This is a genomic window from Micromonospora sp. NBC_01405 (assembly GCF_045040155.1).
Taxonomy (GTDB): Bacteria; Actinomycetota; Actinomycetes; order Mycobacteriales; family Micromonosporaceae; genus Micromonospora.
In genome coordinates this window covers 2,887,494-2,911,065 of the sequence record NZ_CP109532.1, presented here as the reverse complement: position 1 = coordinate 2,911,065, position 23,572 = coordinate 2,887,494, and the positions used below count along the sequence as shown (strand labels likewise).

Below are 23,572 nucleotides of genomic sequence, written 5' to 3'. Positions count from 1 at the left end.
GCCTTGCGTCGCGGTGGGTGTCGGGGTGGCCGGGCGGGCGCCGTCAGCCCGCCGTCGCCGGGTCCGGTGCGGGGGTGGCCCGCCGCCGGGTACGGCCGGCGAGCAGCGGCAGCAGCACGATCTCGAAGGCGACCAGCAGCAGCGACCCGATCGAGTCCCAGAAGCCGGGGCCGGTGGGGGAGCCGTTCACCAGGGCGGAGACGACCCGGGAGGCGAACTCCAGCACCAGCGGCGCGGTCCACAGCGTGACGGTCACCAGCAGCGCCACGACCCCGCCGCAGGTGATCAGCGCGAACCAGGGCGCGAGCTGCCGGTCGCGCGGGGACCAGTCGTCCTGGGGCTCTTCGGACGGACGCACCCAGGGCAGCCAGGCGAACCGGTCGCGCAGCCAGGCCCGGCTCACCTCGTGCAGGTTGGTGCAGCCCAGCGCCGTGGTCGCCACGTAGTACAGGTCGGTGCGCAGGAAGACGTAGAACTGCCAGGACATCCGCAGCAGGACGGTGTACGCCACCGCCAGCGCCAGCCGTCCCGGCCAGGACAGGCCGTCGGACAGGCCGACCCAGGCGACGAGCACCAGCGCGCCGAAGAGCACCGCGTCGGCCAGCAGCCCGGCCAGCATCGGCAGGTAGCGCTGCCGGGCGGGCACGGTGAGCAGGGCATCCAGCTCGGTCTCCACCACCGCGTAGTAGAGCCGGCGGCCGACCCGCATCTTGGTGGGCAGGCCGAGCCTGCGGGCGGCGAGCAGGTGGTACCACTCGTGCCACAGGATGCCCGGTGACTGGCACAGGGCCAGACCGAGCTGCACGGCGAGCAGTGACGGGACGAAGAAGACGTTCCGGGCGTGCGGCCGCAGCTCCGGCCGGCTCACCATGGCCGCGGCGGCGGCGATCACGATCAGCGCGTACGCCGCCCAGGCCAGCGGGGAGAAGGCGGCACGGCCGAGCCGCCGGAAGCGGACCTCGGGCGCCCGGGCCGGTGGTTCCCCGTCGGCCCGGATGAAACCGAGTTCGCGCAGCGTGTCGACGAAGTCGGCCATGTCCACGGGCTCCCCGAAGGTGCTCCGGTACCACTGCTCCGCCTCGCCGACCGGCATCCCGTCGGCGAGGCGGCGCAGCAGCGCGACCCCGTCCTCGGGCAGCACGGCGAAGGACGCGGCGTCGATCCGACCGACCGTGACGCCGTCCCGCTCCGTCACATACGTGAGCGGATGGAACTCCAGGCGGGTGGTTGACATGGTTCCTCCAGGGCGTAAGCCCGGCGAAGGCCGTCCCGGCGCGCCTACGCGCCGGGACGGCCGACCGGTCAGCAGCAGTCCGTGCAGTACAGCGGCGCCGACGTGGTGAGCTTGATGGAGCCCGTCTTGCGGATCGTGATCTTCTTCATGCCGTTCACCTCCTAGGCCGGCGGGTCGTGGGGGCGGCCGGCTGAGGACGAACCTGCCAGCCGGACGCCCCGGGCGGCATGGGGAGCGGCCCCCAAACTCCCGCGCCGGCCCGGCGGCGAAGATGGGGCCGTTCCCCCATGTCCACGGCGTCCCCGCGCCGGGACGCTGTCCGCATGCGAGACGACGCGCTTTCGGTCATCATCTGCGGCTCCAGCGCCGCGATGGCTGCCTCCGGATACCTGTCCTGGCTGCGCCAGGAGATCGACCTGCCGCTGCGGGTGCTGCTCACCGCCAGCGCCGAGCGGTTCGTGCAGCCCCAGGTGGCCGCCTGGTACGCGGACGAGGTGTTCGCCAGCGGCGACCCCGCGCTGAACCCCACCGAGTTCGCCAAGCGCTCGCTCGGCATCGTCGTGCTGCCGGCGACCGCCGGCACGATCGCCGCGGCGGCACTCGGCCTGGCCGGTACTCCCGCGCAGACCGTCCTGCTGGCCAGCGACCGGCCGGCGATCTTCTTCCCGAGCATGAACAAGTCGATGTGGGCGAAGCGGATCACCCAACGCCACGTGGAGACGCTGCGCGACGGGGGCCACACCGTCGTCGAGCCGCAGGAGCGGGTGGTCTTCGAGCTGTGGCAGCGCGAGAACGTCCTCGGCATCGCCATGCCCCCGCCCGACGCGGTCGCGGAACTCGTGGCGAGCTGGCTGGAGAGCAGCCTGTCCGGCGAGGCCGAGGAGCCCGCCGGCCCGGCCGCCACCTCCTGACCCGGCGGGCCGTGTCCTCTCCTGAGCCGACCCGTCCGGCCGTCGCCTGCGGCGGGCCGACGCCACGGGTGAACGCGTGGTCCCGTCCGTGCCGTTCGGGGTCCCGTCCGGGGTCCTGTTCGTGCCGTTCGGGCAGGATGGCGGGATGGGACGGGCGACTGACCGACGCAGCGTGCTGCGGATCGACCTCGATGCGACCGACCCGGCCCGCGTGACGGTGCGCCGGCCGGACAGCGTGTCCGTGGAGGAACCGCTGGAGATCCGGGTCGGCCCGGGCGGGCCGGGCCGACGGCGACCGCTGGCCGTGACCATGCGTACCCCCGGCGACGACCTGGACCTGGCGATCGGGTTCCTGCTGACCGAGGGGCTGATCCGGTCCGCCGCCGACGTGCACACCGCCCAGCTCTGCGCGGGCGCGGACACGCCGAACACGTACAACGTGGTGGACGTGGTGCTCGCCCCCGGCGTGCCGGAGCCGGCCACCGACCCGGCGCGGAACTTCTACACCACGAGCTCGTGCGGGGTGTGTGGGAAGGCCAGCATCGACGCCGTGCGGACCCGCTCCCAGTTCGCCGTCGCGGACGACCCGCTCACCGTGCCGGCCGGGCTGCTCGCCGAGCTGCCGGACCGGCTGCGGGCGGCGCAGCGCAACTTCGACCGCACTGGCGGCCTGCACGCGGCCGGGCTGTTCACCGCCGGCGGGGAGCTGGTGGTGCTGCGCGAGGACGTCGGCCGGCACAACGCCGTCGACAAGGTGATCGGCTGGGCGGTACGGGAGCGCCGGCTGCCCCTGGCCGGGCACCTGCTGCTGGTCTCCGGCCGGGCCAGCTTCGAGCTGACCCAGAAGGCGTGGATGGCCGGGGTGCCGTTGCTCGCGGCGGTCTCCGCCCCGAGCACCCTGGCCGTGGAGCTGGCCGAGGAGGCGGGGATGACCCTGGTCGGCTTCCTACGCGGCCGAACCATGAACGTCTACGCGGGGACACACCGGATCACGCACTGACGCCACTCGGAACCGGGGCGAGCCGCGCTGCCCCCGCACGGGGCAGTCGACCCCGCCCCTCACCAGTCGGGCGGTACCCCATGATCGTCTGTCAAAAAAGGAGAATCTCCTCGGCGTGTCGTCTCACTGAAGCGCAGACGATCGATGAACTCGTGCGAGCTTCGACTCGAAGCCGCCGCCGATCGCAACGGGTACGGCCCTCGATCAAGAGGCGCTATCCGCGAGCACGCGCCCAGGAGATGAAGCGATCGGTCAGGCCACTCGGCGGTCGGCCGGGGGTCAGCTCGGTCAGGTGTGCGGCCGCCTCCTCCTTCAGCGTCGCCAGGTAGATCAGCAGGGCGGTCCGGTTGCCCCGGTACTCGACCAGCAGCGACAGCCGCGCCTCGCCGCACGGCCACGGGTGGCCGCAGACGCGGCACAGCCAGATCGGACGGATCGGCAGGTGCGGGCGAACGGCGCGGGACATCAGCGCACCCGCAGCGCGACGGCCCGCGCCTCGTCGTCGGTCAGCGGCACGAACCACAGGAAGCGCTGGACGATCTCCGGGGGCGTCGGACCGCCCGGCCGCCCACGGAGATCACGAACGGCCTGCTGCGCCATCCGCAGGAACCCCGGCAACAGCGCGGTACGAAGTTGGTTGTCGATCGGGCCCTCCGTCCAGGCAGGGCAGGGGAACGGTCTCCCGCAGCGCCGGCAGGTCCACGCGGGCCCGTGCGAGCAGTGCTCCGCCAGGTCCACCGCGCGGGTGTGCCCGGTGGCGGGTGTCCGGTGGCTGCGGTACCTCACCGCCGGCCTCGGTTCCCGCGCGTCAACTGCGCCGGGGTGGGCAGTTCGCCAGCCAGGTCCCAGATGACCCGCGTCGTCGTGTCGTTGCGCGGCCCCCGGTACGGCGGGATCATCGGGCCGACCAGCGGCGGGTCGTACGGGACCGGGTCCCGGGGCGGCGGAGCCGGCCTCGGCGCGGGCTTCGGATCGGCCGGCGCGGGATCGCGCTGCGGCTTCGCGGCCCGGTACGCCCGGCAGACCTGGCACGCGCAGTGCCGACCCCGCCGGGACCGGTGACGCCCTCCTCGGTGCGACATGGTTCCCCTTTCCGTCGAGATTGGAGAGGGGGCCGTCCGCTCGTCACACGGGGGAAGGACCGGGACGGCCCCCTCGACGAACGCGACCGCCGGGCAACTCCTCCACCGGCCACGCCGTCCTGCAAACAGCCTCCCGACAGTTGCGGAGCGAACACACTGCGTTGCACTATGTGTTCGGAACGTTCCGGACGTTAGGAGATCTCGGGGATGAACCGTGCCGTACAAACCGCGATGACCGAAACGGGGCACACCGCCGACAGCCTCGCCGCTCACATTGGGGTCGACCCGAAAACCGCAGCCAAGTGGGCGAGTCACGGACGGATACCGCAGACGCGGCACCGCGCAAAGGTTGCCGGGCTTCTCGGTAAGGACGTACTGGAGCTTTGGCCGGACGCGCTGAAACGAAAGGAGCCAGCGTGGTTCCGGCCGTGGACCGAGATTGAGCGTGAAGCAGTCGGCCTCAGGTGCTTTGAGTCAGTTGTCATCCCGGGCCTTCTCCAGACCGAGGCATACGCTCGCGCCGTCCTGGCCTGCGGGCCGTTGATGGCTGATGCAGCCGACCACGTAGAGAGTCGGCTTCGGCGTCAGGCCGCCGTGTTCAAGCGTTCCCGCCCTCCCTTGACGGTCTTCGTGATCGACGAGGCCGCACTACGACGCGGCAGCCCAGAGGTGATGCACCCACAGCTCGATCACCTGGCAGCGGTGGCCCAGCACGCCAACGTGATGGTGCACGTCCTGCCCTTGGGAGCGGGTCTGCATCCAGGACAGGCAGGGCCTTTCGTCATCGCGACGACCCTCGACGGAGACGACGTCGGCTACCTGGACGATCAGGCCGCAGGGCGCATCACAAACGACGCTGCTCCCCTGTGGGCGGTCTGGGATACCGTGAGGTCGGTCGCGCTACCGCGAGACCAGTCCATCGACTTCCTGAAGGCGCGAGCATGGCTGACCTGACCGGCGCCCGTTGGCGCAAGAGCACCCGTAGCAGCTCTAACGGCGGCAACTGCATCGAGGTCGCCGACAACCTTCCGGGCATCGTCGGGGTACGGGACTCGAAGGACCCAGCCGGCACGGCCCTCAGCTTCTCCCCGGCCGCATGGCGCTCATTCATCGTCCACGTCGCTGCGCGCGCCTGACCCCACGGCAGAAGATGTGGAACGCCCGCCCCCTCTCGGGGCGGGCGTTCTGCCATACCGAGCAGGAAGGAGAACGGTCCGCTAGAGGGTGAGAATCTTGCAAGGAAGCAGGCGATCAGCTCAACCCCGGGATCCGGGAGGGGACCCGGAAACACCACGCCAGCATCCCCAGCCAACCTGCTCGTCAGCCGCGTCGACGGCGTTGCCGGCGAAGTACGCCCGGCGGGCCGGTCGTCGGCCAGTCGTCGAGTTGGGACGGGGGCACCCCACGGCGCAGCAGGTCGTCGAGGAGCAGTGCGAGCGAGTAGTTCGGGTGCGCCTCCAGCACCCGTTCCAGTGCCACCGCCGCAAGCGCCCCCTGCCCGGCCCGCCAGGCGGCGAAGGCCAGCAGGGAACCCGGAGCGGCGATCAGGTCCCGCTCGGCGCGGCGCAGGACGTCGGTCCAGAGGGCGAGGTCACGCTCCCGCCCGTCGGTGCGCTCCCAGGCGTGGTCGCGGACCGGCAGGTGAACGAGGAGCAGGGTCAGCCAGGCCACCTCGTCGTCGGTGAGTCGCTCGCCCTGCCGGGACCGGCGCAGGGCGGCGCGGACGGCGTCCACGCCGGCCCGACGCAGCACCCGCCCGCCGAGCAGGTCGGCCTCGGGTGCCCCGACCAGCAGGGCCGCCAGCCGGCGTTCGGCGTGGTCGACCGCCCGGCTCATCGCCACCCGGGCCGGGCCGCCGAACGGGGCCACCTGCGTGGTCAGGGTCGCCCGGTCGGGCAGGGCCACCTGACCGGCGAAGACCGCCGCCGCGCTGACCTCGCTGGCCCCGGTGTCGTACGGGGTGCCGTCGGGCGGGCAGCAGGCCGGCTCGTCGCACAGGTAGGACCAGTAGCGGCCGTCGGTGACCCGCAGGGCGTCCAGCACGGTCAGCTCGGCGGCGGCCAGCGACCCGCGTACCGCGTCGACGGCCGGGGTGACCCGGGGGGCGTCGCCATAGCCGAGCACGGTGGCGGACTCGACACCCTGCCGGGCGATCACGCCGGCCAGGTGGGCGGCCGGGTCGAGCGGGTCGTCGCCCGGGCCGGGCAGGTCCGCCCGGGCGGCGAAGACGATCCGCCGGCCCCGCATCGCGACCACCACCACGCTGTCGGCGGGATGGAACCCGAGCAGGTACGGCACGGCCGCGATGAGGTCGGCGGGCGAACGGACGGTGAGCCGGGGGCGGTCGGTACGGGCCATGGGAGGCAGCCTCGGCCACGCCCGGAAGTCTCGACAGGCCCTGTGGACGACACGCGGGTTGTCCACAGGCACGGAGAGTAGCGACGCAGCTCAGCTACGGTCTCCGTTGGGCCGTTGACCGGCGGCACGCCCCGATGATGCCGAACCGGGCCGGAGTCCCCCACGGGAAGCGCCCCGAGCGGCTACCTTGCGGTCATGGACCTGGCGTACCTGCGGGCGCATCCGGAACACCTGCCGACCTTCCTCACCCACCAACGGATCCGGGAGACGCCGGTCGCCGGCGGGGACGTCTGCGCGGCGTCCCGGCTGACCCTGGACGACGGGCACTCCGTCTTCACCAAGACGTGGCCGGAGGAGCGGGCCGGCCGGCCGGTGCCGGAGGGCTTCTTCGCCGCCGAGGCGGCCGGGCTGCGCTGGCTGCGGGAGGCCGGCGGGGTCCCCGTACCGGAGGTGGTGGTGGCGCTGCCGGGGCTGCTGGCGCTCGACTGGGTCGAGGCCGGCGAGCCGACGCCCGAGGTCGCCGAGCGGTTCGGCCACGACCTGGCCGCGACGCACCGCGCCGGGGCCGCCGCGTTCGGCGCGGAGTGGCCCGGCTTCATCGCCGCGCTCCCCCAGGACAACACGCCGGACCCGGGCCCGTGGCCGGACTGGTTCGCGCGCCGGCGGCTCGCCCCGTACCTGCGGATGTCGGTCGACGGCGGCGCGCTCACCGGCGTCGAGGCCGCGCTGGTGGAGGCGGTCCTCGACCGGATCGGCGAGTTCGGCGGGGACGAGCCGCCGGCCCGGGTGCACGGCGACCTGTGGCCGGGAAACGTGCTCTGGGGGACCGACGGGCGGGCCTGGCTGGTCGACCCGGCGGCGCACGGCGGGCACCGGGAGACCGACCTGGCCCAGTTGGCGCTGTTCGGCGGGCCCCCGCACCACGACCGGATCATGGGCGCCTACCGGGAGTCCTGGCCGCTGGCCGACGGGTGGCCCGAGCGGGTGCCGCTGCACCAGCTCCACCTGCTGCTGGTGCACGCCGCCCTGTTCGGCGGGTCGTATCGCGAGGCGGTCGGCGACGCCGCCCGCGCCGCGCTGCGTCAGGCCGGGCGCGCTACGGTCGAGGGGTGACCGTCGCCCCACCGACCGAAGGCGTCCTCGCCGACCGGTACGGCCGCGTCGCCCGGGACCTGCGCGTTTCGCTGACCGACAAGTGCAACCTGCGCTGCACGTACTGCATGCCGGCCGAAGGGCTGGCCTGGCTGGCCGGCCCCCAGTTGCTGACCGACGACGAGATCATCCGGCTGGTCCGGCTGGCCGTGCGGCACCTCGGGGTGGCCGAGGTGCGGTTCACCGGCGGGGAGCCGCTGATCCGTCCCGGCCTGGTCGACATCGTCGCGGCGGTGGCCGCGCTGGAGCCCCGGCCCCGCATCTCGCTGACCACGAACGGCCTCGGGCTGGACCGGCTGGCCCCCGCCCTGCGGGCCGCCGGGCTGGACCGGGTGAACGTGTCGCTGGACACCCTCGACGCCGGCCGGTTCGCCCGGCTGACCCGGCGGGACCGGCTCGCGGACGTGCTCGCCGGGCTGACCGGGGCGGTCGCCGCCGGGCTCAGCCCGGTCAAGATCAATACCGTGCTGATGCGCGGGATCAACGACGACGAGGCCCCCGCGCTGCTCCGCTTCGCCCTGACCCAGGGCTACGAGCTGCGGTTCATCGAGCAGATGCCGCTGGACGCCCAGCACGGTTGGGACCGGGCGACCATGGTCACCGCCGACGAGATCCTCGCCGCGCTGCGTACCGGGTTCGACCTGACCCCGGACCCTGCGGAGCGGGGCGCCGCGCCGGCCGAGACCTGGCTGGTCGACGGCGGACCGGGTCGGGTCGGGGTGATCGGCAGCGTGACCCGCCCGTTCTGCGGCGACTGCGACCGCACCCGGCTCACCGCCGACGGTCAAATCCGCGCCTGCCTCTTCGCCACCGAGGAGTCCGACCTGCGCGCGGCGCTGCGGGCCGGAGCGGACGACGACGAGTTGGCCCGGCGCTGGCGCACCGCGATGTGGGGCAAGCGGGCCGGGCACGGCATCGACGACCCGGCCTTCCTCCAGCCGGCCCGGCCGATGTCCGCGATCGGCGGGTGACGGTGAACGGTTCCGATCCCACGACCGGGCAGCTCACCGTCCGCTACTTCGCCGGCGCGCGGGCCGCCGCCGGCACCCCCGAGGAGACCGCGCCCGCCGGGCGGTCCCTGGACGAACTCGCCGGTGAGCTGGCCGAGCGGCACGGCGTACGGCTCGCCGCCGTGCTGACCGCGGCGAGTTTCCTGGTCGATGGCCTGACCTGTCATGATCGTCGGGCACCGCTGCCGGCCGGGACGACAATCGACGTACTGCCTCCGTTCGCGGGCGGCTGAGGAGGCTCACGTGTTGGCGACCCTGGCGTTCGTGGGCTTCGCGACGCTCGTCGTCGGTCTGCTCCACTTCTACCTGTGGAAGCGGCTGGTCAAGGACACCACCGGCCCGGGGCGGTGGCGGCGGATCGGGGCCGTCGCCGCGCTGGCGCTGGCACTGCTCGTCCCGGCCACGATGATCGGCACCCGGGCCGGCCTGTTCTGGCTGGCCTGGCCGGGCTACCTGTGGCTCGCGGTGATGTTCTACCTGCTGGTCGTGCTGCTGGTGTTGGAAGTGCCGATGCTGGTCGCCCGGCTGGCGCTGCGCCGCCGGGTGGTCGCCGCCGAGCCGGCCGCCGCCGCGCCCGAGCCGGTGCTGGTGGGCGCGTCCGGCGGGGCGGAACCGCCGGCCGCCGTAGCCGTCGACCAGCCCGACCACGATCCGGACCGCCGGCTGTTGCTGGCCCGCGGCGCGGCGATCTTCGCGGGCCTCACGGCCGTCGGGGTCACCGGCTACGGGGTACGCAACGCGATGGGCCCGCCGCGCCTGGACCGGGTGCGGATCCCGCTGGCGAAGCTGCCGCGCGGGATGGACGGGCTGCGCATCGCCACCGTCTCGGACATCCACCTCGGGCCGCTGCGCGGCCGGGCCCACACCGAGCGGATCGTGGCAATGATCAACCGGCTGGACGCCGACCTGGTCGCGGTCGTCGGCGACCTGGTCGACGGCTCGGTCGCCGAGCTGGGCGAGGCGGCGGCGCCGCTGCGCGACCTGCGCTCCCGGTACGGCAACTTCTTCGTCACCGGCAACCACGAGTACTACTCCGGCGTGGAGGAGTGGGTGCAGGAGGTGGACCGGCTCGGCCTGCGGGTGCTCCAGAACACCCGGCAGGAGATCCGGACCCCGGGCGGGGTGCTGGACCTGGCCGGGGTGAACGACGTCAGCGCCGCCGGCACCGGGCTGGCCGCCCCCGCCGACTTCACCGCCGCGCTCGGCGACCGGGACCCGGGCCGCCCCGTGGTGCTGCTCGCCCACCAGCCGGTGGCGGCCGTCGAGGCGGCGAAGTTCGGCGTCGACCTGCAACTGTCCGGGCACACCCACGGCGGTCAGATCGTGCCGTTCAACCTGCTGGTGAAGCTCGAACAGCCGGTGGTCTCCGGCCTCGGCGAGGTCGACGGCACGAAGGTGTACGTGACCAACGGCGCGGGCTTCTGGGGCCCCCCGGTCCGCGTCGGCGCGGACCCCCAGGTCACCCTGGTGGAACTCCGCACCCCCTGACCCGGGGCTGGCGCACACTTAGCGGGCTGCGGCCGGGGTGTCCAGGGAAGGACGCTCAGGTCACCCGTACGCGTGGCGGGGAGCGGCCGTCGGGGCGGGCGTGACAGGATGCGGCGTGCTCCCGTTCAGCGCCGCACCCGCCGGTGGCCCCTCGCCGTTCGTCGCGGACCTGCACATCCACTCGAAGTATTCGCGGGCGTGCAGCCGTGACCTGACCCTGCCGAACCTCGGCTGGTGGGCCCGGCGCAAGGGCATCGGCGTCCTCGGCACCGGCGACTTCACCCACCCCGCCTGGTACGACCACCTGCGCGAGACGCTGCACCCGGCCGAGCCCGGCCTGTACCGGCTCAGCCCCGAGGCGGAGCGGGACATCGCCCGCCGGCTGCCGCCCCGGCTGGCCAGCGAGGCCGAGGCGGACCCGGTCCGGTTCATGCTCAGCGTGGAGATCTCCACGATCTACAAGCGCGACGACCGGACCCGCAAGGTGCACCACCTGATCTATCTGCCCGACCTGGACGCGGTGCAGCGGTTCAACACCGTCCTCGGCCGGATCGGCAACATCGCCTCGGACGGTCGGCCGATCCTCGGCCTGGACTCCCGGGACCTGCTGGAGATCACCCTGGAGGCCAGCCCGGACGGCTACCTGGTGCCGGCGCACATCTGGACGCCCTGGTTCTCGGCGCTGGGCTCGAAGTCCGGCTTCGACGCGATCGCCGACTGCTACGCCGACCTGGCCGAGCACGTCTTCGCCGTGGAGACCGGGCTGTCGTCCGACCCGGAGATGAACTGGCGGGTCGGCAGCCTCGACCGCTACCGGCTGGTGTCCAACTCGGACGCGCACTCCCCGCCCGCCCTGGGCCGGGAGGCCACGGTGTTCGCCTCCGGCCGGGACTACTTCGCCATCCGGGAGGCGCTGCGCACCGGCGACGGCCTCGCCGGCACCATCGAGTTCTTCCCCGAGGAGGGCAAGTACCACGCCGACGGGCACCGGGTGTGCGAGGTCAGCTGGTCCCCGGAGCAGACCCGGGCCGCCGGGGGGCGCTGCCCGGAGTGCGGCAGGCCAGTCACCGTCGGGGTGCTCAGCCGGGTCGAGGAACTGGCCGATCGGCCCGAGGGTCACCGGCCGGAGCACGCCCGGACCGTCACCCACCTTGTCCCGCTGGCCGAGGTCCTCGGCGAGCTGAACGCGGTGGGCCCGAAGTCCAAGAAGGTCGGGGGGAAGCTCAACGAGCTGGTCGCCGCGCTCGGCTCGGAACTGGACATCCTGACCCGCGCGCCGCTGGACGAGATCGGTCGGGTCGGCGGGGAGTTGCTCGCCGAGGGGATCGGTCGGCTGCGCCGGGGCGACGTGCGCCGGGTGCCCGGCTACGACGGCGAGTACGGGGTGATCACCCTGTTCGACCCGGCCGAGCTGGGCGGGAAGGCGGCGGGGGCGCAGGCGGAGACGCTGTTCGACGTACCGGTGCCGGCGCAGCGGACGCCCACGGAGCCTGCGGCGAAGGCCAAGCGGCCGGCGGCGACGAAGGTCGAGCCGAAGCGGAAGGCCGCCCCGCCGCCCCCGCCCCCGCCGATTCCGCCGCAGCCCTCCCCGCACGAGCCGTTCGAGCCGATGCTCTCCGGGATGGAGGAGGTCGGCACCGGCCTGCTCGACCGGCTGGACGCGATGCAGCGGGTGGCCGCCTCCGCGCCGGGCGGGCCGCTGCTGATCGTGGCCGGCCCTGGCACGGGGAAGACCCGGACGCTGACCCACCGGATCGCGTACCTGTGCGCGGAGCTGAACGTGTTCCCGGAGCGCTGCCTCGCGATCACCTTCACCCGGCGGGCCGCCGAGGAGCTGCGGCACCGCCTCGACGGGCTGCTCGGGCCGGTGGCCGAGGACATCACCGTCGGCACGTTCCACTCGCTGGGGCTGGCCATCCTGCGGGAGAACGCCGGGGCCGCCGGGCTGCCTGCCGGCTTCCGGATCGCCGACGACGCGGACCGGGCGGCGGCGAGGGCCGAGGCGGGCGAGGACCTGGCCGCCTACACGGCCCTGCTGCGCAAGCGGGACCTGGTCGACCTGGACGAGCTGCTCACCCTGCCGGTGGAGCTGCTGCGCGCCGACAAGAAGCTGGTACGGCGGTACCGGGACCAATGGCAGTGGATCTTCGTGGACGAGTACCAGGACGTCGACGACGTGCAGTACGAGCTGCTGCGGCTGCTCAGCCCCGCCGACGGCAACCTGTGCGCGATCGGCGACCCGGACCAGGCGATCTACTCGTTCCGGGGCGCGGACGTCGGCTACTTCCTGCGCTTCTCGGCGGACTTCACCGACGCCCGGCTGGTCCGGCTCAACCGCAACTACCGTTCCTCGGCCCCGATCCTGGCCGCCGCCGTGCAGGCCATCGCGCCGTCGTCGCTGGTCCGGGGCCGCCGGCTCGACCCGGCCCGGCTCGACCCGGAGGCCCCGCTGGTCGGCCGGTACGCCGCCGCGTCCGTCGCCGACGAGGCCGACTTCCTGGTACGCACCGTCGACGAACTGGTCGGCGGCCTGTCCCACCGGTCGCTGGACTCGGGCCGGATCGACGGCCGGGCCACGAGCCTGTCGTTCTCCGACATCGCCGTGCTGTACCGGACCGACGCGCAGTCCACACCGATCGTGGACGCGCTGGCCCGGGCGAACATCCCGGTGCAGAAGCGCTCGCACGACCGGCTGCGGGACCGGCCCGGGGTGACCGCGATCGCCCGCGAGCTGCGACACGCCGACGGCCTCGACGGCGGCCTGCCGGCCCGGGTCCGACTCGCCGCCCAGGTGGTCGCCGACCGCTTCGCCGCCCCCACCCTCGACGGCTCCGGCTCGGTGCGCCCCGAGGAGGCCCTCGCGGCGGCGGATCTGCTCACCCCGCTGGCCCGGCGCTGCGGCGACGACCTGGAGCTGTTCCTGTCCCAGCTCGCCACCGGCGCCGAGGTGGACGCCCTCGACCCGCGCGCCGAGGCGGTCACCCTGCTCACCCTGCACGCCGCGAAGGGCCTGGAGTTCCCGGTGGTCTTCCTGGTCGGCTGCGAGGACGGCCTGCTCCCGCTGCGCTGGCCCGGTTCCACCCCGGACGAGGACGCGGTCGCCGAGGAGCGGCGGCTCTTCTTCGTCGGCCTGACCCGGGCCCAGGACCGCCTCTACGTCAGCCACGCCGCCCGACGCGCCCGGCACGGGTCGGAGCGGGACTGCCGGCCGTCGCCGTTCCTCGACGTGATCGACCCGGGCCTGTTCGAGCGCCTGGGCGAGGCCGAGCCCCGCCGCCCCAAGGACCGCCAGCTCCGCCTGCTGTAGGAGGCCTCCGGGGGAGGGGGTCAGCCGAGCAGGGCGGCGATCCAGGCGCCGGCGAGCAGGGCCGGCCCGAGCGGCAGCAGGGTGTCCCGGCGGACCCGGCGGGCGGCCAGCAGGCCGAGCACGGCCAGCCCGTGCAGCGCGTGCGGCAGGACCAGCCCGGTCAGCAGCGTCGGCCAGCCCAACCAGCCGAGCGGCAGCCCCAGCACGGCGGCGAGCTTGACGTCACCGAAGCCGAGCCGCGAGCTTGGCAGCACGGCCAGCAGCGCGTACCCGGTGAACGACAGCGCCGCCCCGGCCAGCGGGCCGAGCAGCCGGTCCGGCCGGCCGGCGACCGACGCCGCCGCGACCAGGCCGGCGACTGCGGCGAGCGCGGTCGCGCCGACCAGCGGGTCGGGCAGCCGCAGGCAGGCCAGGTCGACCACGGCGAGCACCAGCCCGAGCGCGGCCACCGCGAGGAACGCCGGCAGCGCCGCCCCGACGCCCGGCGCGACGCCGAGCCCGCCGAAGACGACCGCCCCGACCACCGCGCAGGTCGGCGCCCGCCGCCGCGCGGACGGGAACGGGCGGGCCGGGGTCGTGCCGGGCGTCGGGGCGGCACCAGCCGGCACGGCGGCGAACGGCACAGCGGCGAACGGCACAGCGGCGAACGGCGCGCCGGTTGCGGCCGTCGACGCGGGCCGCGCGGCGGTGAACCGGGCGGCCAGCCACGGTGCGACTGCGCCGGCCGCCGCGCCGAGCGCCGCGACGGTAATCGGCAGCCCGGCGGACACCGGCCGGACGTTACCGCCGGGGTGCCCGGCCCGCCGCCCCGGTCCGTCGTCCGGGGCGTTCCGTGCTCACCACCACCGCCACCCCGACGACGATCACCGCGCCGCCCAGCAACACCTGGCTGGTCACCGGCTCGGCGGCCAGCAGCGCGCCGAGCGTGACCGCGACCACCGGGTTCACGTACGCGTACGTGGACACCAGCGAGATCGGCGCGTGATGCAGCAGCCAGACGTACGCGGTGAAGGCGACCAGCGAGCCGGCGACCATCAGGTACGCCAGGGCGAGCCAGGACCGGCCGGTGACCTGCCCGGGGTCGAAGCCGCGCAGCTCGCCCCGGGCGGCGGCGAGCACGGCCAGCGCCACGGCACCGGCGAGCATCTCGTAGACCGTGGCGACGAACGGGTCGGCCGGCATCGTCAGACGGTTGGACAGGAACGACCCCACCGACCAGGAGGTCGCCGCCGCGACCACGGTCAGCGCCCCCGCCAGCGGCACCGCCGCCGACCCACCGGTCGGCAGCACCAGCAGGACCAGGCCGAGAAAGCCGAGGCTCACCCCGGCGAAGGTCCAGAACCGGGGCCGGTCCCCTGTGGTCGTCCGGAGCAGGACGACCAGCAGCGGGACGGTGGCGACCAGCAGCGCGGCCACGCCCGAGGGCACAGCCACCCCGGGTGGGCCGGACTCGGCGAGCACCACCAGTCCGTTGCCGCCGGCCAGCAGCAGCACCCCGACCAGCGCGGCCGAGCCGAGCCGACGCCGGTCGACGCGCAGGGCACCCGCTCCCCGGCGTACCCGCAGGACGAGCGCGAGCACGGCGGCGGCCGCGGCGAACCGGAGGCCGGCCGAGGTGAGCGCCGGCAACGACTCCACCGCGACCCGGATCCCCAGGTAGGTGGCGCCCCACAGCACGTAGACGACGACGAGCGCGGTCCAGATCAGCACCGGTCGGACCGGCGGCGCGGCGGCTCCGTCGGGCCCGCCGGGCGTGGCCGGGCCGTCGGGTACGGGCGGACCGGTCGATGCCGTCGCACGCGGAGGAGGTGATGTCATCGGTTGGCCACGCTACGGTGACCACGACGTCGGTGTCCTGGTTGGTGGCCGGCCTCACCGCTCGGGCAGGAGGGTGCGCATGTCGAACTACGGATCACCGGGTGAGGGTCCCACCGGGCCGTGGCCCGGACGACGACCGGGCGACGGCTACGACACGCCGTCCGGGCGGTGGGCGGACGACGGGTCCTCCGGGCGGTGGGCGGACGACGGGTACGACAGGTCCTCCGGGTCCTGGGCGGACGACGGTCGGGGAGAGCCGCACACGGCGTACCCGCCTCGTCAGCCGGGGCACCACGAGCCTCCCGAGCGGGCCTCCCACCCGGCGGACCAGGCACCCTGGACGGGCAATCCGCGGCGTTTCGCGCCGCCGTCCCGGGAGCCGCAGCCCGACCCGTGGGACCGTCCCGGACCGTGGCCCCCCGAATCCGAGGTCTACCGGCCGGGTGGGGTCGCACCGGGGTACCCGGCGGCCCGCCAGCCCGCCGACCCGTACGCCCCGGGGCCGTACCCGGGGCCCGGCCCGAGCCGGCCGGCGTACACCGGGGCACCGGCACCGCCCCCGGACCGGAGGCGCGGACGGGGACCGCTGATCGCCGTGCTGGCCACCCTGCTGGTGCTGCTGCTCGGCGGTGGCTCGCTGGTGTGGTACCTGCTCGACCGGGACGAGGCACCAGAGGGCGCCGGCCAGGCCCGGCCGACCGCCGACCCGACGCCGGAGGAGAAACCAGCCTCCCCGACGGCCCCCGCCCCGACCGCCCCGACCGCCCCGGCTCCCGAGTCGTCGGCCGATCCCCGCTTCGTGAAGGCCGGGCAGTGCGTCCGCAACACGGGGCCGGCGGGTGGCAAGCCCAAGCTGCTGATCGCCCCGTGCGCCCCGAAGACGTACGAGGTGCTGCGCCGGTTCGACGGGCAGACCAGCGGCGAGAAGGACGCCGAGGCGAAGTGCGCCAAGGTCACCGGCTACACCAACTGGTACTTCTTCGACAGTCAGCTGGACGCCCTCGACTTCGTGCTGTGCCTGAAGGCCCGCTGACGCCGCTCCTGCGTGTTCCGCGTCAGGAAGCGCACCAGCTGGGCACCGGTAGCTGAAACTAGGGCTGTCTAGCGCACACGCTAGACAGCCCTAGTTTTGTCTCGACGACCGGCGACACGCCGGTAGCGTCCTCTACGGATGTCTAGGTTTCCAGCTAGACAGCCCGATATTGTGCGATTCGTGGATCCGGTCCGCAACCCGTATGCCCCGGGCGCCGGCCAGCGCCCGCCCGAGCTGGCCGGGCGGGGGCGGGAGCTGGACGTCTTCGACGTGGTGCTGGAGCGCATCGCGCGGGGCCGCCCCGAGCGCAGCCTGATGCTGACGGGCCTGCGCGGCGTCGGAAAGACGGTGCTGCTCAACACGCTCCGCTCGGAGGCAATCAACCACCTCTGGGGCAGCGGCAAGATCGAGGCCCGGCCGGACCAGTCGCTGCGCCGCCCGATCGCCGCCGCGCTGCACATGGCGGTCCGTGAGCTCGCACCCCGGCACCGCGCCCCGGACCGCATCGACACGTTCCTCGGGGTGCTGAAGGCGTTCGCCCAGCGCTCCGCGCCCGCCGGCCGGGCCGGCACCGCTCCGAAGCTGCGCGACCGCTGGCAGCCCGGCATCGACGTGCCGGCCGCCACCGGCCGGGCCGACTCCGGCGACATCGAGATCGACCTGGTGGAGCTGCTCAGCGACGCCGCCGCCGTGGCCTCCGACGTCGGCACCGGCATCGCGGTCTTCATCGACGAGATGCAGGACGTCGGGGCCGAGGACGTCTCGGCGCTCTGCGCCGCCTGTCACGAGCTGTCCCAGCTCGGTGCGCCGCTGATCGTGGTCGGCGCGGGGCTGCCGCACCTGCCGGCGGTGCTCAGCGCCGCCAAGTCGTACTCGGAGCGGCTGTTCCGCTACCAGCGCATCGACCGGCTCGACCGGATCGCCGCCGACCGGGCGCTCTGCGCGCCGGCCGAGCGGGAGGAGGTCGAGTACGAGCCGAAGGCCCTCGACCTGCTCTACGAGAAGTCCGGCGGCTACCCGTACTTCGTCCAGGCGTACGGCAAGGCCACCTGGGACCACGCGCCGCGCTCCCCGATCACCGACGCGGACGTCCGGGTCGCCGCCCCCGAGGCGGAGGCCGAGCTGGCCGTGGGCTTCTTCGGCTCCCGGTTCGAGCGGGCCACCCCGGCCGAGCGCGAGTACATGCGGGCGATGGCGACGCTGTCCCTGGTCGAGGGGGACGCCGGCGGCCGGGACGACATGGACGCCGCCGTGCCGACCGCCGAGATCGCCCGCGCGCTCGGGCGCAAGCCGGCCAGCCTCTCCCCGGCGCGGGACGCGCTGATCAAGAAGGGGCTGATCTACTCCGGGGAGCGCGGGACGGTCGCCTTCACCGTGCCGCACTTCGGCCGGTACCTGCGCACCCAGCCGGCCTGACGCGGTCGCGGGGGCGAAGGGCGCCGAGGCCGGCCAATTCGCGACTGCTGCGGGACACGTAAGCAGGCCTCAAGCCCTCACCTAGACGCACAAGGCACTGAAAAGATTCACTCCAAACCTGGTGACATAGATCACCGTCACTACTGGACGTAGCCCCCCTGTGGTCGCCTACGCCACTTCCAGCGCCTTCGTTGATCGCCGAGCATGACAATCCGTAAGCGGGGGGCGGAAAGTCGGTGCATTCATCCCCCGAAGCAGGATCCCCCGATTCCTCATTGCGGGCACCGACGACGGCATGCTTAGCTCACTGTGCGCAGCGCTCCCGTTAACCATCCAGAGCAACGGAGGGTTTTGGATTCCTAACGGGCTTCGACGAGATCGGCAAGAGCGACGCGGGCGTGAGCCGGCTGCTGTAACCCGTTTTTGTCCAGGCCAATCGGAGAGCCTGATCAGCTCTACGAATGCAATTGAGCCCTGAAACCTCGACGGGCTCATCTCACCACCTTCCGCCACTGATCGGATCAATAGACAGGTGCGGTCAGCAACGGAACCTCGCCGACCAGTCCCGGCCACGACAGGGCTTGGCCCGACGACCGGCGAGTTCCATCATCCGGATTCCCGAAAGGATCACAACCATGAAAGCTGTCGCCAAGGGGATCGTGCTGGGTCTGGCGCTCGTGCCAGCGTTAGCAACCTCGGCACTCGCCGCCGGCCCGACAAAGATTACTGGGGACTGCGGATTCGCTTCGTTCATTGTCGAGGGAAAGACCATCCGCACCGTAGCATCGAACGGTACGACCATCTCGCTGAAGTACACCAACGGCATGGGTGGTACGAACAACATCAGCCTCCGCATCAGCCCCATCAGCGTCACAACCGGGGACGCCTTCAACGGCACCACCGTGGTCGGCCCGGCCACGGGCGGCACCTACAGCTTGGCGGACGATGTCCTCGCGACCACCCGATTCACCCTCAACTTCAGGTCTTCCACCAACGTGACCGTGGACGACCACTGGGAGGGCGACCTCAGCTGGTGAATGAATTCTAATCACTGATCATCCGGATTGACCTGGTCTGGTTGCGTTGGGCCGGTTGGAACGCTACGGTCCATGGCTGGCCTGACCTCGCGTCACGGGGAGAAACATGCGCGTATTCAGGGGTGTCTTCCACATTACTGTTGCGGTCGCCCTTCTGGCGACCGGCTGCTCGACGGGGTCGGATGACGGCTCTGGAGCCGTCAAGAATTATGACGAGGCGCTCAAGGAATACAACGCGGCCAAATCCTCGCTGACCTTGCCGGCCAACAAGAACTGGGACTCGGCCCAGCAGTTGCGCAAAGAGGCCGATGGATCGCAGGTCGTTTACCAAGACGGTGCCGCTACGGGGAAGGTCGAAGCCTTCTGGCTGTGCGCCTGGCAGCAGGAGTGGCTGGCGGCCCGCGGCACCGATGCGCAGAGGGAGAAACAGGCCCTCGACAACCTCGGCAAGTTTACGACCCTGCGCACCTACCAGAAGAACTACGACCAGGGCAGTCGAGAGATCTTTGACGACGAGCTCGCCAAGGCGAGGCTGGGCGATCCCAGCGTCGTGCAACAGGACGTCAAGGCGAACTGTGCGAAGGACTGACACGGGACGGGGACGCGGGTCGCGTTTCCCGAGACGCGCCCTGGTCTTCGTGGCCCTGCCGGCTGTCGTCCTCTCCGCCGGGGCCTGGTTCATGTTCGACAGGTCCGGCGCGGCCCTGGTGCTGACCGACAACAGGACGCAATCGACCACCGCCACGGTCGAGCGGCGCAACCTGGTCAGCGTCCTGGCGTCGAACGCATCCGTGGTGCCCTCTCCAACCTATTCGCTGACCGCGCCGCAATCCGGCGTCTATCGTCGCGACCGATCGAAGAAGGGCGTGCTGCCGGCCGGCGCCGTCATCGGCTGGATCCGGTCGTCGAATGGGCGGGTGCCGGTCACTAATCCCGTGGAATCCACCGTTCAGGACGAACTCGCCTCCTCCGGAACCACGGTTCCGCAGGGCCTCCCTTTGGTGAGTCTCCGGGCCAGCGGCTATGGAATACGGACCACCATCTCGGAAGCACTCATCTACCGCCTGTCCGACCTTGGGCCGGAGGCAACCGCGCAGATCGACCACGGGCCGGGCCCGTTTCCCTGCCAGGTGCTCGGTGGCCCCGATCGGGGCGGTGAGGGTGACGGATCGGCAGTCAGCGTAACCTGTGCGCCGCCTGCGGATCTACGTCTCTTTCCGGGGCTCAAGGGCGTGCTGGCCGTCAGAACCGGCGAGGCCCGAGACGTTCTCGCGCTTCCTGTCGAGGCAGTGGCGGGAACCGCGGAGCGAGGGCGGGTCCGAGTGCGAGAGGCGACTGGATCAACCAAAACCCGCGACGTGAAATTGGGAATCACCGACGGGTCGTACATCCAGATAGTCGACGGTCTCGCGGTGGGCGACGTGGTGATGTCACCGGCCCCGGCGCTCACGGATCAAGGCGAGGGTTGAGGGCCTCAATTTGCTCCGGCTCGACAGCATCCGCAAGTCCTTCGACGGCCCGAAAGGTGAGCGTGTCGATGTGCTGCGGGATCTCTCCGTCCACGTCCAGGCGGGGACCACAGCCGCCATTCTCGGGCGCTCCGGATCGGGGAAGAGCACACTACTCGCCATCCTCGGTCTTCTGGACAGCCCCGACTCCGGCACGTACCACATCGGCGGAAAAAACGTCGGCGGACTGAGCGACGTGGCCCTCGCCCGGCTGCGGAGCACGCACCTCGGCTTCGTCTATCAGCGGTTCTTCCTGCTGCCCCACCTGAGCGCCTACGAGAACGTCGAGACGGCCCTCCAGCACGGCATTCCGGTGCCTCGGCGCCGCCGGCGGTCCCTCGTGCTGGAGAGCCTCGACCAGGTCGGCCTCGCCGATCGGACCACCCATCGTCCACGTCAACTGTCCGGTGGCGAGCAGCAGCGGGTGGCCATAGCCAGGGCACTGGTACGCACCCCCGCTGTCGTCCTCGCCGACGAGCCCACCGGCGCTCTGGACGAGAACACCAGCGAGCAGGTGATCACTCTCTTGTTGACGGCGGCCAAGGCCCGCGGCGCGACCACGGTGATGGTGACGCACGACCCCGAGGTGGCCATGCGCACCGACCGCACCCTGCACCTCGTCGAGGGGGCGTGGGCACGTGATTAGACGTATGCCCGAACTCATCTTGATGAGTTCGCGTGAGTTGCGGGCCCGCGGCGGCCGGGCACTGCTGGCCTGCCTCAGCCTGGTCATCGGGATCATCGCCGTGATCTTCGTGCAGGCCACCGCAGGGGTGGCCAGGGCGGAGTTGATCCACCTCGCCGAGCTGAGGGAGGGCAGGGACGGCAGCGCGGCGGTCGCGGTCAGCGGCGACGCCCTCGGCAGTCAGACGTCCCGGTTGCTCGCTTCGAAGTCGAACACCGGTGCTGACGTCGCACTGTTCGTGTCGGACTCGGGGGCCGTGCTCACCGGCGGGCCCTCGGCGATTCCCATCATCGCCTTCGAAGGTGACGTCATGGCGGTGCGACCCTTCGATCTGATCGCCGGTTCCTGGCCCACGGCGACGACGGCCGGCGTGGCGATGGTCGTCAACAAGGTGGCGTGGGAGCAGATCGCCGGGCGCTCGGGGCTGCTGTGGAGGGCCGGAAAGGGGGATCTCGCCCGCCACACGCCGGTGACCGGGGTGATCGACGACGGCGAGCAGGACCCCAGGGCGTACCTGCCGTGGCGGGAGTTGGCCGCGCACGCCCAGCCGGTCGCGGAATCCTCGGTGCGGGTGCTGGCCCGGGTGCCGTCGGGCGACGCGGCACAGAGCGTCGAATGGCTGCGCTGGCACGCATCCGTTGGCCAGTTGCCGATCCAGGGCACGATCGAGCCGGTGAACGCGGCGGCGGGCGTCGACGACCAACTGAGGATCGTCACCGCGGCGTTCCTGGGGGTCGGTCTGATCATGCTGTTGGTGGGCGTCCTCGGCGTCCTGAACATCGGCCTGGCCACGCTCAAGGAGCGGGCCGACGAGCTGGCCCTGCGTCGCTCCCTCGGGGCCACCAAGGGAGACATCATGGTGCTGGTTCTCGCCGAATCCGTGCTCATCGGCTGCGTCGGCTCGCTGGTTGCGGTCCTGCTCGCCGTGGCGATGTACCGTCCGCTGGTCGCGGCGGCGCTCAGCGGCAGCACGGACGTCCCCTTCCCCCTGAGCGCGGCCGTCTACGGGGTGGTGGTCGGCGGGCTGGCCGGGGCGGCAGGTGGACTGATACCTACCCTGCGCGCGGCGCGGACCCCCATCGCGGCGGTCATGCGGGCCTGACGGGCCGTTTCACCGGCGGGGCGGTCAGACCTTCGACCAGGGCGGCGGGAAGAACACCTCGCCACGGGGCACCGGGGCGTCCCCGCTGGTGCTGGGCGGCAGGACCAGCGCCTGCCAGGGATCCCCCAGGCCGGACCAGGGGCTGGTCAGCCCCATCCGGTCGGCGCGGGTGAAGCCGAACCGCCGGTAGAAGGCGGGGTCGCCGAGCACCACCACGAGCCGCTCGCCCAGCTCGGTGGCGGCGTCGAGGGCGGCCTGCACCACGGCCGTGCCGTGCCCGACCCGCTGCCGGTGCGGCGCGACGGCGACCGGGCCGAGGACCAGCGCCGGGACCGTGCCGCCGCCCTCCGCGCCGACCCGGACCCGGGTCAGCAGGGCGTACCCGACCACCTCGCCGCCGTGCTCGGCGACCATGGCCAACTCGGGCACCCAGGCGTCGGTGTCGCGCAGCTCGCCGACCAGCGCCACCTCGGGCGGGGTCGACACGTCGGGGCGGGCGAAGGCCGCAGCCAGTACCCGGCGGACCGGGCCGGTGTCGGCCGGACCCTCGGGGCGGAGCCGCAGCGTGGTCACCCGGGCGAGGTTACCGGCCGGAGCCCGTCCACCAGCGACGGTCGCCCCGATCGGCGTGGCGGTCCGGATCATGGGTATGCCTCCGGCGTCCACGTCGGCCGATCGGATCGGGCCGTTGCAGGGGTAGCCGCCGCCGCGACGGGGTATGACTGATCCATGAAACCCGTGCGCTCCCTCGCCCGCGTCATGTTGAGCGGCGTCTTCGTGGTCAGCGGCGTCCGCAACTTGCAGAACCCGGGACGGCTGGTGCCGGCCGCGAAGCCGGTGACCGACCGGGTCGGCCCGCTGATCCAGCAGGCTTCCCCCCGGATCCCCACCGACGCCGAGACGCTGGTCCGGATCAACTCGGCCACTCAGCTGATCGGCGGCCTCATGCTGGCCACCGGGAAGTTCACCCGCCCGGCCGCGCTGGTGCTCGCCGGCACGCTGGTCCCGACCACCGTCGCCGGTCATCCCTTCTGGAAGGGCGAACCGGCCGAGCGGGCACAGCACCAGACCCAGTTCATGAAGAATCTCGGCATCCTCGGCGGGTTGCTGCTCGCCGCCGCCGACACCGAGGGGAAGCCGGGTCTGCGGTGGCGGGCGGGGCACCGGATCGGCCACTCACGACGGTCGGTGCAGCGGGCCGTCCGGACCGCCCGCCGGGAGGCCCGGATCGCCGTACGCTCGGCCGCCACGGCACGCCGACTGCCCGGCTGACCTGCGGCGTGACGCTCCCCTCCCGTGGCTCTTCACCGCTAAGGCCGCGAATTACCTGAACCACCCGGTAGGCGTTAACGCGGTGGAAATGTAAAAAATCAGTGTGGGATCGGACACGGTCACATAACGCGGGAGGCATTAACGTGAGGCGCCGTTCTA

The 23,572-nt window shown here is 72.7% G+C and carries 24 protein-coding genes and 1 pseudogene; 18 read left to right on the top strand and 7 right to left on the bottom strand.

Annotated elements, in window-relative coordinates; translation table 11 throughout:
• Positions 1-43 precede the first annotated feature (43 nt).
• Positions 44-1,234, bottom strand: coding sequence for a hypothetical protein (locus tag OG559_RS12165; RefSeq protein ID WP_405115232.1), 1,191 nt, complete (start codon positions 1,232-1,234; stop codon positions 44-46).
• 323 nt (positions 1,235-1,557) lie between these two features.
• Between OG559_RS12165 and OG559_RS12160 the strand changes: the two genes are divergently transcribed.
• Positions 1,558-2,145, top strand: a complete 588-nt coding sequence (locus OG559_RS12160) for a flavoprotein (RefSeq protein ID WP_405115230.1) — start codon at positions 1,558-1,560, stop codon at positions 2,143-2,145.
• Between the two features lie 145 nt (positions 2,146-2,290).
• Entirely contained in the window at positions 2,291-3,145 is an 855-nt protein-coding gene (fdhD, locus tag OG559_RS12155) for a formate dehydrogenase accessory sulfurtransferase FdhD (RefSeq protein WP_405115228.1), read from the top strand.
• Between the two features lie 214 nt (positions 3,146-3,359).
• Here the strand turns inward: fdhD and OG559_RS12150 are convergent, their stop codons facing one another.
• Together OG559_RS12150 and OG559_RS12145 are read right to left on the bottom strand one after the other, a co-directional pair.
• On the bottom strand, positions 3,360-3,611 hold the full coding sequence (locus OG559_RS12150) for a flavin reductase (protein ID WP_405115225.1): 252 nt from the start codon (positions 3,609-3,611) through the stop codon (positions 3,360-3,362).
• Positions 3,611-3,931 (bottom strand): hypothetical protein, encoded by a 321-nt coding sequence (locus tag OG559_RS12145; protein WP_405115223.1) that lies wholly within the window; start codon positions 3,929-3,931, stop codon positions 3,611-3,613. The genes OG559_RS12150 and OG559_RS12145 overlap by 1 nt, the downstream gene beginning before the upstream one ends.
• Positions 3,932-3,994: 63 nt before the next feature.
• On the opposite strand from OG559_RS12145, the gene OG559_RS12140 reads away from it, so the two are divergent.
• From OG559_RS12140 to OG559_RS12130, 3 genes are all read left to right on the top strand, one after another.
• Positions 3,995-4,207, top strand: coding sequence for a hypothetical protein (locus OG559_RS12140; RefSeq protein ID WP_405115221.1), 213 nt, complete (start codon positions 3,995-3,997; stop codon positions 4,205-4,207).
• Positions 4,208-4,434: 227 nt separating this feature from the next.
• On the top strand, positions 4,435-5,181 hold the full coding sequence (locus tag OG559_RS12135) for a DUF5753 domain-containing protein (RefSeq protein ID WP_405115219.1): 747 nt from the start codon (positions 4,435-4,437) through the stop codon (positions 5,179-5,181).
• Positions 5,169-5,363, top strand: a complete 195-nt coding sequence (locus OG559_RS12130; RefSeq protein WP_387022445.1) for a DUF397 domain-containing protein — start codon at positions 5,169-5,171, stop codon at positions 5,361-5,363. The genes OG559_RS12135 and OG559_RS12130 overlap by 13 nt, the downstream gene beginning before the upstream one ends.
• 184 nt (positions 5,364-5,547) lie before the next feature.
• On the opposite strand, the gene OG559_RS12125 is transcribed toward OG559_RS12130, so the two are convergent.
• Positions 5,548-6,585: a DUF4192 domain-containing protein gene (locus OG559_RS12125; RefSeq protein WP_405115217.1), complete on the bottom strand. Its 1,038-nt coding sequence runs from the start codon at positions 6,583-6,585 to the stop codon at positions 5,548-5,550.
• 195 nt (positions 6,586-6,780) lie between these two features.
• Between OG559_RS12125 and OG559_RS12120 the strand changes: the two genes are divergently transcribed.
• The 5 genes from OG559_RS12120 to OG559_RS12100 all read left to right on the top strand — a co-directional run bounded on the left by OG559_RS12120 (position 6,781) and on the right by OG559_RS12100 (position 13,542).
• Complete coding sequence (locus tag OG559_RS12120; RefSeq protein ID WP_405115215.1) at positions 6,781-7,698, top strand: fructosamine kinase family protein; 918 nt, start codon at positions 6,781-6,783, stop codon at positions 7,696-7,698.
• Positions 7,695-8,708 carry a GTP 3',8-cyclase MoaA gene (gene moaA / locus OG559_RS12115; RefSeq protein WP_405115213.1) on the top strand — a complete coding sequence of 338 codons (1,014 nt, stop codon included), beginning with the start codon at positions 7,695-7,697 and terminating at the stop codon, positions 8,706-8,708. The genes OG559_RS12120 and moaA overlap by 4 nt, the downstream gene beginning before the upstream one ends.
• Entirely contained in the window at positions 8,705-8,980 is a 276-nt protein-coding gene (locus OG559_RS12110; RefSeq protein WP_405115211.1) for a MoaD/ThiS family protein, read from the top strand. The genes moaA and OG559_RS12110 overlap by 4 nt, the downstream gene beginning before the upstream one ends.
• A gap of 10 nt (positions 8,981-8,990) precedes the next feature.
• The gene (locus OG559_RS12105) at positions 8,991-10,235 is read left to right on the top strand and encodes a metallophosphoesterase (RefSeq protein WP_405115209.1); all 1,245 of its coding nucleotides are present in this window, start codon (positions 8,991-8,993) and stop codon (positions 10,233-10,235) included.
• 115 nt (positions 10,236-10,350) lie between these two features.
• Entirely contained in the window at positions 10,351-13,542 is a 3,192-nt protein-coding gene (locus OG559_RS12100) for a UvrD-helicase domain-containing protein (RefSeq protein ID WP_405115207.1), read from the top strand.
• 20 nt (positions 13,543-13,562) lie between these two features.
• Here OG559_RS12100 and OG559_RS12095 read toward each other — a convergent pair whose 3' ends face one another.
• Positions 13,563-14,312 carry a prepilin peptidase gene (locus OG559_RS12095; RefSeq protein ID WP_405115205.1) on the bottom strand — a complete coding sequence of 250 codons (750 nt, stop codon included), beginning with the start codon at positions 14,310-14,312 and terminating at the stop codon, positions 13,563-13,565.
• A 10-nt stretch (positions 14,313-14,322) separates the two neighbouring features.
• Positions 14,323-15,252 carry an EamA family transporter gene (locus OG559_RS12090; RefSeq protein ID WP_405115203.1) on the bottom strand — a complete coding sequence of 310 codons (930 nt, stop codon included), beginning with the start codon at positions 15,250-15,252 and terminating at the stop codon, positions 14,323-14,325.
• An 871-nt stretch (positions 15,253-16,123) separates the two neighbouring features.
• Here OG559_RS12090 and OG559_RS12085 point away from each other — a divergent pair.
• From OG559_RS12085 to OG559_RS12055, 7 genes and pseudogenes are all read left to right on the top strand, one after another.
• A pseudogene (locus tag OG559_RS12085) lies at positions 16,124-16,393 on the top strand (flagellar basal body protein FliL); the annotation flags it as partial.
• A 180-nt stretch (positions 16,394-16,573) separates the two neighbouring features.
• Complete coding sequence (locus OG559_RS12080; protein ID WP_405115201.1) at positions 16,574-17,809, top strand: AAA family ATPase; 1,236 nt, start codon at positions 16,574-16,576, stop codon at positions 17,807-17,809.
• Positions 17,810-18,444: 635 nt separating this feature from the next.
• The gene (locus tag OG559_RS12075) at positions 18,445-18,846 is read left to right on the top strand and encodes a hypothetical protein (protein WP_405115199.1); all 402 of its coding nucleotides are present in this window, start codon (positions 18,445-18,447) and stop codon (positions 18,844-18,846) included.
• A gap of 106 nt (positions 18,847-18,952) precedes the next feature.
• Positions 18,953-19,435, top strand: a complete 483-nt coding sequence (locus OG559_RS12070; protein WP_405115197.1) for a hypothetical protein — start codon at positions 18,953-18,955, stop codon at positions 19,433-19,435.
• A gap of 49 nt (positions 19,436-19,484) precedes the next feature.
• Complete coding sequence (locus tag OG559_RS12065) at positions 19,485-20,315, top strand: hypothetical protein (protein ID WP_405115195.1); 831 nt, start codon at positions 19,485-19,487, stop codon at positions 20,313-20,315.
• Between the two features lie 70 nt (positions 20,316-20,385).
• Complete coding sequence (locus tag OG559_RS12060) at positions 20,386-21,000, top strand: ABC transporter ATP-binding protein (protein WP_405115192.1); 615 nt, start codon at positions 20,386-20,388, stop codon at positions 20,998-21,000.
• A 22-nt stretch (positions 21,001-21,022) separates the two neighbouring features.
• Complete coding sequence (locus OG559_RS12055; protein WP_405115190.1) at positions 21,023-22,141, top strand: ABC transporter permease; 1,119 nt, start codon at positions 21,023-21,025, stop codon at positions 22,139-22,141.
• Positions 22,142-22,165: 24 nt separating this feature from the next.
• Here the strand turns inward: OG559_RS12055 and OG559_RS12050 are convergent, their stop codons facing one another.
• Complete coding sequence (locus OG559_RS12050) at positions 22,166-22,714, bottom strand: GNAT family N-acetyltransferase (RefSeq protein ID WP_405115187.1); 549 nt, start codon at positions 22,712-22,714, stop codon at positions 22,166-22,168.
• 156 nt (positions 22,715-22,870) lie between these two features.
• Here OG559_RS12050 and OG559_RS12045 point away from each other — a divergent pair, with 156 nt between their 5' ends.
• Positions 22,871-23,413, top strand: coding sequence for a DoxX family protein (locus OG559_RS12045; protein WP_405115185.1), 543 nt, complete (start codon positions 22,871-22,873; stop codon positions 23,411-23,413).
• Positions 23,414-23,572: the final 159 nt, after the last annotated feature.

Coding starts and splice junctions, on each gene's coding strand:
- OG559_RS12165 (WP_405115232.1), bottom strand. CDS start 1,234: ATGTCAACCACCCGCCTGGAGTTCCATCCGCTCACGTATGTGACGGAG.
- OG559_RS12160 (WP_405115230.1), top strand. CDS start 1,558: ATGCGAGACGACGCGCTTTCGGTCATCATCTGCGGCTCCAGCGCCGCG.
- fdhD (WP_405115228.1), top strand. CDS start 2,291: ATGGGACGGGCGACTGACCGACGCAGCGTGCTGCGGATCGACCTCGAT.
- OG559_RS12150 (WP_405115225.1), bottom strand. CDS start 3,611: ATGTCCCGCGCCGTTCGCCCGCACCTGCCGATCCGTCCGATCTGGCTG.
- OG559_RS12140 (WP_405115221.1), top strand. CDS start 3,995: ATGACCCGCGTCGTCGTGTCGTTGCGCGGCCCCCGGTACGGCGGGATC.
- OG559_RS12135 (WP_405115219.1), top strand. CDS start 4,435: ATGAACCGTGCCGTACAAACCGCGATGACCGAAACGGGGCACACCGCC.
- OG559_RS12130 (WP_387022445.1), top strand. CDS start 5,169: ATGGCTGACCTGACCGGCGCCCGTTGGCGCAAGAGCACCCGTAGCAGC.
- OG559_RS12125 (WP_405115217.1), bottom strand. CDS start 6,585: ATGGCCCGTACCGACCGCCCCCGGCTCACCGTCCGTTCGCCCGCCGAC.
- OG559_RS12120 (WP_405115215.1), top strand. CDS start 6,781: ATGGACCTGGCGTACCTGCGGGCGCATCCGGAACACCTGCCGACCTTC.
- OG559_RS12075 (WP_405115199.1), top strand. CDS start 18,445: ATGAAAGCTGTCGCCAAGGGGATCGTGCTGGGTCTGGCGCTCGTGCCA.
- OG559_RS12070 (WP_405115197.1), top strand. CDS start 18,953: ATGCGCGTATTCAGGGGTGTCTTCCACATTACTGTTGCGGTCGCCCTT.
- OG559_RS12055 (WP_405115190.1), top strand. CDS start 21,023: ATGAGTTCGCGTGAGTTGCGGGCCCGCGGCGGCCGGGCACTGCTGGCC.
- OG559_RS12045 (WP_405115185.1), top strand. CDS start 22,871: ATGAAACCCGTGCGCTCCCTCGCCCGCGTCATGTTGAGCGGCGTCTTC.